Origin of the sequence: Pedobacter africanus, assembly GCF_040548825.1 — a bacterium.
GTDB lineage: Bacteria > Bacteroidota > Bacteroidia > Sphingobacteriales > Sphingobacteriaceae > Pedobacter > Pedobacter africanus_A.
Genome location: NZ_JBEPSL010000006.1, coordinates 185,588 through 198,445, shown reverse-complemented (window position 1 = coordinate 198,445; position 12,858 = coordinate 185,588). Strand labels below are relative to the sequence as shown.

At 42.9% G+C, this 12,858-nt stretch carries 9 protein-coding genes; 4 read left to right on the top strand and 5 right to left on the bottom strand.

From position 1 onward, the window contains the following. Nucleotides 1-180 precede the first annotated feature (180 nt). A complete protein-coding gene (locus tag ABIE26_RS24535; protein ID WP_310146411.1) occupies nucleotides 181-1,920 on the bottom strand; it encodes a M61 family metallopeptidase in 1,740 nt (579 codons plus the stop codon). A gap of 192 nt (nucleotides 1,921-2,112) precedes the next feature. Between ABIE26_RS24535 and ABIE26_RS24530 the strand changes: the two genes are divergently transcribed. Genes ABIE26_RS24530 through ABIE26_RS24515 form a run of 4 tightly spaced genes read left to right on the top strand, consistent with a single transcriptional unit; the run spans nucleotide 2,113 to nucleotide 8,487 of the window. Further along, nucleotides 2,113-3,201 (top strand): efflux RND transporter periplasmic adaptor subunit, encoded by a 1,089-nt coding sequence (locus tag ABIE26_RS24530; RefSeq protein ID WP_310146410.1) that lies wholly within the window; start codon nucleotides 2,113-2,115, stop codon nucleotides 3,199-3,201. Next, nucleotides 3,198-6,311: an efflux RND transporter permease subunit gene (locus ABIE26_RS24525; RefSeq protein ID WP_310146409.1), complete on the top strand. Its 3,114-nt coding sequence runs from the start codon at nucleotides 3,198-3,200 to the stop codon at nucleotides 6,309-6,311. The genes ABIE26_RS24530 and ABIE26_RS24525 overlap by 4 nt, the downstream gene beginning before the upstream one ends. Next, on the top strand, nucleotides 6,289-7,614 hold the full coding sequence (locus ABIE26_RS24520; RefSeq protein WP_310146408.1) for a TolC family protein: 1,326 nt from the start codon (nucleotides 6,289-6,291) through the stop codon (nucleotides 7,612-7,614). The genes ABIE26_RS24525 and ABIE26_RS24520 overlap by 23 nt, the downstream gene beginning before the upstream one ends. 18 nt (nucleotides 7,615-7,632) lie before the next feature. Further along, a complete protein-coding gene (locus ABIE26_RS24515; protein WP_310146405.1) occupies nucleotides 7,633-8,487 on the top strand; it encodes an N-acetylglucosamine kinase in 855 nt (284 codons plus the stop codon). A 101-nt stretch (nucleotides 8,488-8,588) separates the two neighbouring features. On the opposite strand, the gene ABIE26_RS24510 is transcribed toward ABIE26_RS24515, so the two are convergent. From ABIE26_RS24510 to ABIE26_RS24495, 4 genes are all read right to left on the bottom strand, one after another. After that, nucleotides 8,589-9,119, bottom strand: a complete 531-nt coding sequence (locus ABIE26_RS24510) for a GAF domain-containing protein (RefSeq protein WP_310146404.1) — start codon at nucleotides 9,117-9,119, stop codon at nucleotides 8,589-8,591. 265 nt (nucleotides 9,120-9,384) lie between these two features. Next, nucleotides 9,385-9,582: a hypothetical protein gene (locus ABIE26_RS24505; protein ID WP_310146402.1), complete on the bottom strand. Its 198-nt coding sequence runs from the start codon at nucleotides 9,580-9,582 to the stop codon at nucleotides 9,385-9,387. Between the two features lie 205 nt (nucleotides 9,583-9,787). Continuing rightward, nucleotides 9,788-11,782: an OmpA family protein gene (locus tag ABIE26_RS24500; RefSeq protein ID WP_310146400.1), complete on the bottom strand. Its 1,995-nt coding sequence runs from the start codon at nucleotides 11,780-11,782 to the stop codon at nucleotides 9,788-9,790. A gap of 38 nt (nucleotides 11,783-11,820) precedes the next feature. Then, nucleotides 11,821-12,816: a PorP/SprF family type IX secretion system membrane protein gene (locus ABIE26_RS24495; RefSeq protein WP_310146397.1), complete on the bottom strand. Its 996-nt coding sequence runs from the start codon at nucleotides 12,814-12,816 to the stop codon at nucleotides 11,821-11,823. Between the last annotated feature and the right edge of the window lie 42 nt (nucleotides 12,817-12,858).

Below are 12,858 nucleotides of genomic sequence, written 5' to 3'. Positions count from 1 at the left end.
AAAGTTTGTACTTGAAGGTGTACAACGCAAGTTTAGTTTTTGCAATTCATCAATGTTATATTTTTATCTACAGAGGTTAATCGTGGAGATGATATGCACTTGTTAAGTGTCAAAGTAAGGATAAAGAAATAGACCGTATAAAAAAAGCAAAAAAGAACAGGGAGGCTTTGCCTCCCTGTTTTAAAACAAAACTGCCTTTCTTACTGCCTTTTGCAATTCAGTCGCATTTTCGTCAATTACCCCTGCAAGTTTCACATTCGTGGTGGCTTTAAGCTTAACCTTAATGTCTTTGAGCATACCGTCCCTTGCCACCCTGATCTCTACCACATCGCCTACCTTTTTACTGGTAATGGCCGGCATACGGTCAATCGCCGATTCAATTGGCGTACCGTCCACACTGATCAGCTCATCGTTTACATTTATCCCATCAACCCAGGCTGCCGAATTGCGTGCGATAGCAGAAACAAACATCCTGCCTTCTGTTTTTTTAGAGGCGACACCCAGGTAAGGAATGTTTTTCCCTTCGTTTTCATTTGTAACCTTGACACCAGCGTAGTCAAAATATTTTGCGTACTCAATCACATCTGTACCATTTACGTATCTGGCCCAGAAAGCAGTAAAATCTTTTCCACTGATGTGCTCTACCATCTTCTTAAACTCCGCATCGGTATAGCCTCTTTTCAGTTTTTTGCCCATATCATACATGGCCTTCATTACATCATCAAGGCTTTTTGCGCCTTTTGTGGCATGTGCAATCTCAATATCCATCAGCAAGCCAACCACCTCGCCTTTCGCGTAATAGGAAACAGTGGTATTGTTTGAATTCTCATTAGGCCTGTACAGCTTTATCCAGGCATCGTAGCTGGCTTCAGCAACCGACTGTACCCTGGCGCCCGGAGTGTTGTAAACATTGTTAACCGCTGTAACCAGCTGATCAATACATTCCTTTTCGGTAATGAAGCCTGAGCGTACCATCAGTTTATTCTCATAATAGGCTGTAAAGCCCTCTGCTACCCACAAACTGGTGGTATAGTTCTCGTTATCATAATCAAACGGTCCTAAAGCAATCGGACGCAGCCTTTTTACATTCCAAAGGTGGTAATACTCGTGTGCTACCAGGTTTAAAAAGCCGTTATATCCTTCCCTTTTATCGTAAGCATCCCTGCTGGCGCCTAAAACTGTAGAATTTAAATGCTCCAGCCCTCCGCTCCCCTGTGCGAAATTGTGCACAATGAACGTATAATGTTTATTCGGGTTTTCTCCGTAAATGGCCGTTCCCTGTTCTACAATTTTGGCCATGTCTGCTTTCAGGCGTTCTTTATCGTAATTTCCGCCACCATACATGGCTACTTCGTGCTTTACACCCGAAGCGGTAAACTCAAACACATCCTGGTTTCCAACCTCAATAGGGCTGTCAAACAAAATATCAAAATCGGCCGCAGTATAAGTAAAAGCCTGTCCTGCTAGCGGCTCCAGTCCGGTCGAAACTTTAGTCCAGCCTTTATAAGGAATGATTTTTACAGTACTTGGAAGTTTCAGCATACCATCAGGATACATGAATACCCCGGTAGTCGATAAAAATGCATGGCTTTCGTCTATGAACGAAGTACGTACCGAAACCTCAAAAGCATATACCCTATAGTTTATTTTAATGGTATTGGCTTTAGCTGAATACACCCTCCAGGCATTTTTTCTTACTTTTTCATACTTAAGCGCTTTACCAGCGGTAGTAGCCGCAAAACCTTCCACGCTTTTGGAAAATTCCCGAACCAGGTATGATCCAGGGGCCCAAACCGGCATTTTTACATCTACATAATCCTTAACCAGACCTGAAATGGTCATTTCTACTTCTGCATAATGTGCTTGCGGTTCTTTAAAGCTTACTTCGAACCCTACTTTTACCTGTGATTTGGCTGTCATACCTATTGATAGTAATATTACTAATCCCAATAATGATGTTTTAGTCATGTTTACATTAATTGATACGCCAAACTTAGAGAAATTCCTTCACAATAATTATACGCTGTAACACACTTAATACAACTTGTTTTGTTCTATTTAAATATTTTTGTGTGTTGACGATCTCCGCAACCCAACCATAAAAACTTACAAATGAAACTAAAATACGTCGTTTACACCCTGATCGTTCTGGGGATTGCTTACTTAATCTATTACCGCATTTCCGCCAATAAAAAAATTGCAGAAGAAGGCGGCGGAATGGGCAAAGGTAAAGGCGGGGCTTCAAAAGGCCTGCAGGTAGAAGGCATTGTGGTAAAAGCAAGCGATTTTACCAACGACCTGGACATTACCGGAACACTGGAAGCCAATGAGTCTGTAGAATTGCGCAGCGAAGTTTCAGGACTGGTGACCAGCATCAACTTTAAAGAAGGTGCCCAGGTAAGCAAAGGCCAGCTGCTGGTGAAAATTAACGACCGCGACATACAAGCCCAGCTGCAGGAAGCGCTGACCAAGCAAAAACTCTCAGCTACCAACGAAAACCGCTCGCGGCAATTGCTGGAGAAAGGGGCCATCAGTCAGGAAGAATACGACACCTCATTGGCCGACCTGCAATCGCTTAAGGCACAAACACAGCTGATCAGGGCGCAGCTGGCAAAAACGGCCATCTATGCACCTTTTAGTGGAAAAATTGGTTTACGTTCTATCTCTGTGGGAGGCTATATTACCCCTACCACACTCATTGCAAACCTTTCGAGCGTTAACCCTTTAAAGATCAGCTTCTCTGTACCGGAGAAATACATGGGACAGATTAAAACCGGTTCCGAAATTTCATTTACCACGGATGGTTCCGGCAAAAAGTTTACAGGTAAGGTTTTCGCCATAGAGCCGGGCATCAACACGCAAACACGTACTTTACAGATTAAGGCGCTGGTACCCAATGCCAGCAACGAACTACTGCCTGGTTCCTTCGCTAAGATAAGGCTGGCCCTTAGTACATTGAAAGATGCGCTGCTGATCCCTAACGAAGCCATTATCCCGGTACTTAAAGGTAAAACGGTTTTTGTAAGTAAAGAAGGCAAAGCCCAGCAGATTGAGGTGGAAGCGGGTACGCGCACTGCCGATCATATTGTGATTACATCCGGGTTGAATATTGGTGATACGGTGCTTACCACTGGTGCAATGGCCCTTAAGCCCGATGCTCCCGTTAAAGTTACTGTGGTTAAAAACAAAGCTGCGCTATGAGTATTTCAACCACCAGTATCAAGAGACCGGTCCTGGCCATAGTCATGAACCTGATGATCCTTTTGTTTGGGGTTATTGGTTACAATTTTCTGGGTGTACGTGAATATCCCAATATAGACCCAACGGTCATCAACGTACGGACATCTTATCCCGGGGCCAATTCGGACATTATTGAATCGCAAATAACCGAGCCGCTAGAAAAATCCATCAATGGCATCGATGGGATCAGGAACATTTCTTCTTCCAGCAACCAGGGAAGCAGTAACATTACCATAGAATTTAACCTGGATAAAGACATTGACGATGCGGCCAACGACGTGCGCGACAAAGTATCGGAAGCAGCCAGACGATTGCCCAAAGACATTGACGGCAACCCTGTTGTGAGTAAAGCTGATGCCAATTCTGACGCGGTAATTACCATGACGGTACAAAGCGACAAGCGTAATGTGATGGAATTGAGTGATTACGCAGAAAATGTGATCTCTGACAGGCTACAGACCATTACCGGTATCAGCAGTATTCAAATCATGGGCCAGCGTAAATACGCCATGCGCATCAGGATATCACCGGATAAGCTGGCCGCATATGGCTTAACATCACAGGATATTGTGTCTGCGCTCGACCGCGAGAATGTGGAATTGCCATCAGGCAAGATCACCGGTGCCAATACCGAACTGATCGTAAAAACCCTGGGCAAGCTAACCGACGTAGACCAGTTCAATAACCTGATCCTGAAAAACGATACCGACAATGTGGTAAAGTTAAAAGACGTAGGCTTTGTAGAGCTGGGTTCAGAAAATGAGGAAACAGTGTTGCGTGAGTCGGGCAAGCCCATGGTGGCCGTTGGCCTCATCCCGCAGCCGGGCGCAAATTACCTGGATATCTCCAAAGAGTTCGATAAGCGGTTTGCCCAACTGCAAAAAGATGTACCTCAAGACATTAAACTGAACATCTCCTTAGATACCACTAAGTTCATCAAGGCTTCGGTAACCGAGGTTGCAGAAACCATTGTGCTGTCGCTGATCCTGGTAATCCTGATCATTTATCTGTTCTTCAGGGATTGGGCTATCGCTTTCAGGCCACTTATAGATATCCCCGTATCGTTGGTCTTCACTTTTTTTATCATGTACATTTTTGGATTTTCCATAAATGTACTATCGCTTCTGGCCATCGTACTGGCCACCGGACTGGTAGTTGACGATGGGATTGTGGTGACTGAAAACATCTTTAAAAAAGTAGAAGAGGGCTATTCGCCTTTTGAAGCCGCCATCAAAGGATCGAACGAGATATTTTTCGCAGTAATTTCCATCTCCATTACCCTGGCAGCTGTGTTTTTACCGGTAATATTCCTGCAGGGTTTTGTAGGGCGACTGTTCCGGGAGTTCGGGGTGGTAATTGGTGCCGCGGTGTTGATCTCTGCCTTTGTATCCCTTACCCTGACACCCATGCTGAATGCCTACCTGATGAAAAAGACAGGACATAAAAAGACAAGGTTCTATGAGCTTACAGAGCCTTATTTTGTAAAGCTGAATGATGGCTATGCCGAGAAGCTGAACAAGTTCCTGGACAGAAAATGGCTGGCCATACCCATTATTGCCATTTGTGTGGGCATCATAGTGCTGTTCTGGAAAATACTGCCTAAGGAAACAGCTCCGTATGACGACCGCAGTGCCATCAATATGAACCTCAGCACCCCTGAGGGCTCTTCATTTGTGTATACAGACCGTTTTATGATGAAGGTACAGCAAATGATCTCCGATTCGGTACCCGAGAAAAAGGTTAACATTACGATCACTTCGCCAGGCTTCGGCGGCTCGGGTTCTACCAATAGCGGCTTTGTGAGAATGGGACTGGTTGATCCGGGCGACAGGACACGTTCGCAGGCAGAGATAGCGGCAAACCTGACCAAAATTACCCGTAAATATTCGGAGGGTAAAGTGGTGGTAACCCAGCAGCCTACCATTTCCGTTGGCCGCCGCGGCGGCTTACCCGTAAACTATATTATCCAGGCACAAAACTTTGAAAAGCTGAGGGAGAAAGTACCTCAGTTTATGGACGAGGTATCGAAAGACCCTACTTTTACCACTTCAGATGTAAACCTGAAATTCAACAAACCTGAAATTGACCTGACCATAGACAGGGATAAAGCTAAAAACCTGGGCGTCTCTGTCTCTGACATTGGAACTGCGCTGCAGCTGGGCTTAAGCGGACAGCGTTTCTCCTATTTCTTTATGAACGGCAAGCAATATCAGGTAATAGGACAGTTTGAGGTAGGCGACCGTAAAGATCCCTTAGATCTGAGCTCGGTATACGTTCGGAACGATAAAAATGAACTGATCCAGCTAGACAATCTTGTAACCGCAAAAGAAGAAAGTAGCCCCCCGCAGCTTTACCGGAACAACCGCTTTACGGCCGCCACAGTTTCTGCAGGCCTTGCCCCTGGTAAAAGTATTGGAGAAGGTATTGCCGCAATGGACAGGATCTCTGAAAAAGTGTTGGATGAGTCTTTTTCTACCGATTTGGGTGGCGAATCGAGGGATTTTAAGGAAAGTTCATCCAATACCCTCTTTGCCTTCGGCCTTGCCCTGTTATTGGTTTATTTAATCCTTTCCGCACAGTTCGAAAGTTTTATAGATCCTATCATCATCATTTTAACGGTGCCAATGGCTGTAGCAGGTGCCTTTCTATCGCTCTGGCTGTTCGGACAAAGCTGGAACATCTTCAGCCAGATCGGTACGATCATGCTCATAGGTCTGGTTACAAAAAACGGGATCCTGATTGTCGAATTTGCCAATCAGCTAAAAGAGCAAGGCAAAAGTGTACACGATGCCATAAGAGAAGCTTCGGTTTCAAGGCTAAGACCTATATTAATGACCAGTCTGGCCATTGCCATCGGCGCCCTACCTATTGCTATGGCCCTGGGTGCAGCAGCAAAAAGCCGGATGGGCATGGGGATTGTAATTGTTGGCGGAACAACTTTTGCACTGATATTAACCTTGTTTGTAATACCGGCAATTTACTCGTACTGGTCTAAAGAACACAAAGCAAATACAGAACTGGAACTTTCATTAAAAGCAGCCTTAGAACATGAGAAAGATAAAGAAGCATAGCGCTATTTTAATGCTACTGTCCCTTTTACTCGGCGGGGCTCAGCTGGCTTCCGGACAGGAAAAACTGAGCCTGGAAGCTGCGATTGCCACTGCATTGAAAAACAACTACGACATAAAACTGGTCAACAACGATGTTCAGATCGCTAAAAACAATGCAAATATCGGCAATGCGGGGATGCTCCCAACACTGGATGGCAGCTTTAGCGATGGGGGCAGCAGACAAAACATTACCCGGACGCAAAGCAACGGCAATCAGCAAACACTCGATGGGGTAAAAAACACCAATATGAGTTACGGTGCTGCATTGGGCTGGACAATTTTTGATGGCCTGCAGATGTTTACCAACTATGAGCGGTTAAAGGAGTTGCAGAAACTGGGCGAAGTAAATGCCAGAGCCACCATCCTGACTACGGTAAGCAATGTCATCAACGCATACTATACTGTATTAAAGGAACAGCAGCTGGTAAAAGCAAAAGACACGGCACTGGACATCTCACAGCTTCGCCTAAAAATTGCGGACAATAAATTAGCCATAGGCAGGGGCTCAAAACTGGATGTACTTGCAGCTAAGGTCGATTATAATACCGATACTTCTTCTTATCTGCAGGAGATCAACCTGCTGAAAAATGCGAAGACAGCCCTGAACCAGGTTATGGCACGCGACCTGAATACTAGCTTTACAGTGGATGAAACCATTGCCATTGATACACGGTTAAGTTATCCCACACTGGCCGGGCAGATGGAACAGCTGAACCCCGATCTGCAAAATGCCTTCATCAGTAAAAAGATTGCTGAACTGAACCTGAAACAGGTTAAAGGGCAACGATATCCTGTAGTAGCTATAAACAGCGGGTACGAATTCCAGAAAAGTACAAGCCCCACAGGTTTCAATACCCAAACCCGTTCCAATGGCTTTACTTATGGCCTTACAGCAAGCCTAAACATTTTTAATGGCTTTCTGCAAAGGCAAAACGAACGCAATGCAAAGATTGGCATCAACTCATCAGCGCTTACCCTGGATAAAACAAAACAGCACCTTACCGCACAACTGATCTCTACCTACCAAAGTTATGGGACCAATCTGGATCTCCTGAAAATAGAAAAGAACAACGTGGACATTGCGAGACAGAACCTGGATATCACACTTGAAAAGTACAGACTGGGCAGCATCTCCCCGCTGGAGCTCAGAGAGGCACAAAGAAACTCGATTGATGCGGTAACCCGCTATCTTGAAGCGCAATATCAGGCAAAACTTACTGAAATCAGCCTAAAAGAAATCAGTGGTACTTTAAATATTCAATAAGATTACTATTTTTAGCAAATGATTCTAGTAGCAGACAGCGGTTCTACCAAAACTGATTGGATGGGCTATAGCCCCAATGAACAAATCAGCTTTAATACGCAGGGAATAAACCCTTATTTTTTAAATGCCCACGACATTTTTAAACTTTTTTCCAAGAAAAAAGAGATTGCGGCTTATGCAGGTCAGGTAAAAGAGGTTTATTTTTTTGGGGCTGGCTGTTCTTCACCTGATAAAGTAGAAGTGATCTCCAATGGGATTTCTTCATTTTTCACCAATGCTTACGTTTCTGTTGAACACGACTTGATGGGTTCTGCCTATGCTACCTGTGGCAATAAGAAAGGACTGACCTGCATTTTAGGAACGGGATCAAACATTTCCTACTATGATGGAAAAAACCTGCACCACGGATCTCATGGTTTGGGTTATGTATTAGGCGATGAGGGTTCGGGTACCTGGTTTGGCCGCAAACTGATCACCAGCTACCTTTACAATCAAATGCCACCGGAACTTGCTTTTGAATTTAGCCAGGAATTCCAGATCGATAAAGAAACCGTTATTACCAATATTTACCAAAAGCCAGGCCCAAATACATACCTTGCATCGATAAGCCGTTTTATGGTGAATCATAAGGACCACCCATTCATTATAAATATCCTTCGTGAAGGATTTCAGGAGTTTGTAGATACCAACATCAAAGATTACGGCAATTACAAAAGCCTCGACTGTCATTTTGTAGGCTCGATAGCTTTTATTTATCAGGATATTTTAAGGGAAGTTTGCTTAAACAACCAGGTTAAGCTGGGTCAGATTCTTCAAAAACCGATTGAGGGCATTTACAACTATATCTTAAGAAAAGAAGGCATAACGGTTTAATCGCCCCCTATCCCTGATACATTTTACGCAAAGGTCGCACCACCTTTTACAGAAGCCTGATCTTCTTTCGGGAACAAAAAACATAATAAAGGAGAAATTAACTACGCACAGATGCTTCCTGCATTTTTCTTGTTCATCTCCTTTGCAACCACAGCCGCTACCCAATCCAGTTGCTGCTGTTCATAAGTAGAGAACTGACGGTACTTTTTATCAAGAATGCAAACAGTTCCTACCCTAACACCTTCATTATTAGTTATCGGGGCAGCGGCGTAAAATTTCAAGCCAGATTCGCCTGCGATAAGTGCATTCGACATCAGTTCCGGACTTTCTGCAAATTGTTTAAATGCTCCTGCATTTTCATTAATTATCGCCATTGAACACAAATTGCTTTCTGCTTCAGGCAGCGATGCATTCTGATTTCTATTTTTATCGGCATTTTTCCAAACATGCGATCTGTCAATAAAATTGATAAGTGCTATAGGCGTATTTAACATCGTTGCAGTAAATGCCGCCAATTGATCAAAAACGGATTCTGTTTTAGAATATAAGATTTTATATTTTTTCAGATTTTCTAACTGGTATTTTTCATCCAGCCGTATGTTCTTTCTAAGTCTGTTTTCCAATTTTTTCATATTTAGATGTATAATACCTAGGCAATTACCATACCTTATTTTTTCTCAAACCTTCAAGAACAGCCGCAATATTATATCTATAAATGGAAAGTTGGAATAAACTGCATTTTTGATGATTTATCCTATACTTTTAATCGGAGCGGTTTAAAATGCTATAAAAAACGACAGACAATGTATCTGAAAAATTACAGCAGCAGAAACAACAAAGGGGGCAATTTTTACTCACAATGTTGAATTAAATAGCAAACATCCGCAATCAGACAATTCAGCCTGCATTAGAATCAACCTTTTCGTAGCTATTTAACTCCCATTTGTCCGTATGGTTCTTTTTATAATTCACTTTGTAAGTATGGTTTGGCGGGATCGTAAAATGAAAACTAAATTCCTTAAGCTGACCGTCTTTAGGTATAAAACCTGGCAGCAGCATATCAGCAATAGATTTAATCTGCGTTTCTGAGTACATAAAACATCGTTTAATTAGAGATTTATTTTAAGTGTTTATTATACACAAAAAATGGCTTATTATTGATTATCCAACGGCTATTTAATTTACAATGAGTATACCCCCTTCAGTTATGTAAATAGCCTACTTTACAAATCAGAAACCCCATACAAATTCCGGTAAAACCGGAAATTCATACGGGGCGCTGCTGAGAATTAATATTTGTTTATTTTTTGGTAACCTTAAATTCGGTTCTTCTGTTTAGTGCCCTTCCCGCAGGGTTATCTTTACCGTTTGGAAGTTCATTTGGTGCAACCGGCCTGGTTTCGCCGTAGCCTTTGCTGGTCATCCTTGATAAGGGAATCCCTTTTCCTACCAGGTAATCCACACAGGACTTGGCCCTCCTGTTAGACAGGTCGAGGTTGTAGGCATCCTTACCTTTGCTATCAGTATGTGCACTTAATTCGATCTCTATCGTTGGGTTGTCTACCATAATTGTATAAAGGTGGTCCAGCTTCCCTTTCGAATCTTCTGTCAGTTCAGCTTTATTGAATTCGTACAAAACATCCTTCAATACAATTGGCTTATCTATTTCATAGGGGATCAGGCACAATTCAGGACTAAACAAGGTATCTCTCTGCGCCATCTGCTCATAGCTAAATGAGATATTCTTGCTGAAATATTTTTCCTTCTCGGCAGTCAACTTAAAACCGCGATTGGAATTCACCTGGAAAAGATATTTTCCCATTTCATCAGTAATCACCTTAAACTGCTGTGTAGAATCGCTTAAAGTTATGGTGGCATCTTTTAAAGGTTTCATCGTATTGCAATCCAACAGCGTTCCCTTGATAAAAAGGACTTCCCTTTTAACAAAGAAAATTTCGAGGCAGCAAAGCGATTCCCTGTCGGAGCTGATATAGCCCTCGGAATCTGTATTATTGGTTGGGGTAAAATAAAGGTCATCCTTAGACGAATTGAAAGGATAACCAAGGTTCCTGGCTTCAGACCATTTCGTAAAGTCCCCTTCACTTTCAAAAAAGTCGAACCCTCCCATTCCTACTCTACCATTACTGCTATATAGCAATTTCTTTGTCCCGTTATTGTAATAAGGAGCTTGTTCATCTTCAGCGGTATTGATCACATTACCCATATTGACAGCTACCCCAAGTGAGCCATCAGCGCGGATGGCAGCATACCATAGGTCGTATTTGCCAGTACCTCCCGGACGATCGGAAGAAAAAATCAGATATCTCCCATCGGAAGTAACAAAGGGCTGCATGGAATTAAATCCTTTAACATTGACCTGGTTACCTAACTCTATGGGTTCCGACCAATCCTTTCCTATTCCAGGAGTAGCATTGAGCTGGTATATTTTTTTATTTCCTGTGGTTGTCCAGCTGGTTACATAGGCAACCTTTCCATTAGGATGAAAAGCCGGTGCAGCAGACTCCCTGTCCTTACCATCAACAGCTGTTTTTTTAATTGAAATGTTACCACCCATCGGATTCCCCGAAGCCACATAAACTGCATTTAAAAACGGGGTCTCTTTTTTGGCTACCTTGGCATTTTTATCGGTCAGGATTTCTTTTTTTCCTCCTGTACCTACAGGTCTGGATGAAGTAAAGTAAAAATTACCACCCCTTACGGTAGGCGTATAATTAGATCCTTTATCGTTGATGTTATTCTGAAGCCTGTTCAGTTTAAACAACCTTGGATAGCGCAGTTCATGAAGCGCAAATTTACAGGATGCAATTTCGGTTTTTGCTTTGGTGGTATAGCTATCTTTTACTTTATATCTATCCAGAAATTCATTAAACATGCCAATGGCCTCGTCAAATTTCTGGTTGGAACGCATGGTCTCGGCATACCAGAAGGTGCTGAGTATGTACTTCGGATTTGTAAAATCCTTAGCCACCGCATACCATTTCTCTGCATCTATAGAATTTTTGTAAAGTCTCAAAGATTCGGCAAGCTGAAAAGTACAATACTCAAAATCCTCTCTTTTCGGACTTTCTTCCTTTATCTTACTTTCAAAACCATAGGGAACTACAAAGCCAACACTATCGGCCGAGATCTGCAACGCTTTTTTATAATACTCGGCCGCCGCATAATACTCCTTATTTTGGAAATATACATCTGCCACTCTCTTACTGTTGGTTACAAATTGCGCATGGGCGGCAGAGGCAAGTAAGCATAAGATCAGTAGTATCTTTGTTTTCATCAGTATATGTATTTCAGGTTCTATTTTAATTTTCATTGTTATAGCCTAGGACAAAAGAAATTAGGTCCCAGCACGCCTTTTCTACCGGTAAATGATATCGAAAGTTCCAATCCCCCCTTACTTCCCGTGGCCCGGTTTAAGTTGGAAGTATTGAAATCATAACTCAATCCAAAAACCATATTTCTCAGGTGCAACCCGAAAAAGGCAATTGCCGAATCGTCTACCCGATAATTCGATCCAAAAAGCAGGTCAGATTCTGAGTTGAGCATGAACTGGGCATAGGCACCTGCCGAAATTTCACGTGCGGTTCCCTGTTTCATGTACAAACCATTTGGAGTAATGTCAAATACCTCAGAAATTTTGATACGTGCCCCTCCATGGGCAGCATACCTGATCGGCATACGTACACTATTTCCTAAAAATTTATCAACAGGCCGGGTCAAGTGCGCAGCCATAACACCACCAAATACATTTATATTTTTATCAGGGTTACCATCGAAAAACATCGCCCCGAAGTTAACATCCGGAACCAGGGTGTTAGATGAAGCAAATGATTCGCTGATCCCGAAACTTGGATCATAACCTGTAACAGGGTTAAACTGACTGCCGAGGGTAATTTTAGAAGGATCAAAACTTTTGTTCAGGATACCTGCCTGCAGGCCAAAGTTGATCATGCTCAATCCTTCCTTTCCAAAATGAATACGATAAGCCCCCGAAACCAAAGCACTCAGGTGATTGTAACTGATGTCCCCTGCATTTTGGTTGAGTACCATAGCGCCAAAAGCAAGATTTTTAACAGGTGCCATATCGAAAGATGCACCACCTGTTAAGAATGAGTTGGAAATAGACCCCCACTGTTGTTTCGCATTTAACGATACCCTGTACTCACCATCGGTTACCCCGGTTAAGGCCGGATTTAACCATAGCGGATGCGCATAATACTGAGAGAAGTGAGGATCAATTTGCGCGATCCCCTCTAAAGCACCCAGACTTAAAAATGCAGCAACTGCTATTGTTCTTATTAGTTTCTTCATAACAAATTTGTTTTTCATCAGTATGTATTTGTTTATCAGGTA

Excerpts from the sequence above, each read along its gene's own strand:
- ABIE26_RS24515 (WP_310146405.1), top strand. The coding sequence starts at position 7,633 with ATGATTCTAGTAGCAGACAGCGGTTCTACCAAAACTGATTGGATGGGC.
- ABIE26_RS24520 (WP_310146408.1), top strand. The coding sequence starts at position 6,289 with ATGAGAAAGATAAAGAAGCATAGCGCTATTTTAATGCTACTGTCCCTT.
- ABIE26_RS24535 (WP_310146411.1), bottom strand. The coding sequence starts at position 1,920 with ATGACAGCCAAATCACAGGTAAAAGTAGGGTTCGAAGTAAGCTTTAAA.
- ABIE26_RS24505 (WP_310146402.1), bottom strand. The coding sequence starts at position 9,582 with ATGTACTCAGAAACGCAGATTAAATCTATTGCTGATATGCTGCTGCCA.
- ABIE26_RS24530 (WP_310146410.1), top strand. The coding sequence starts at position 2,113 with ATGAAACTAAAATACGTCGTTTACACCCTGATCGTTCTGGGGATTGCT.
- ABIE26_RS24500 (WP_310146400.1), bottom strand. The coding sequence starts at position 11,782 with ATGAAAACAAAGATACTACTGATCTTATGCTTACTTGCCTCTGCCGCC.
- ABIE26_RS24525 (WP_310146409.1), top strand. The coding sequence starts at position 3,198 with ATGAGTATTTCAACCACCAGTATCAAGAGACCGGTCCTGGCCATAGTC.
- ABIE26_RS24495 (WP_310146397.1), bottom strand. The coding sequence starts at position 12,816 with ATGAAGAAACTAATAAGAACAATAGCAGTTGCTGCATTTTTAAGTCTG.
- ABIE26_RS24510 (WP_310146404.1), bottom strand. The coding sequence starts at position 9,119 with ATGAAAAAATTGGAAAACAGACTTAGAAAGAACATACGGCTGGATGAA.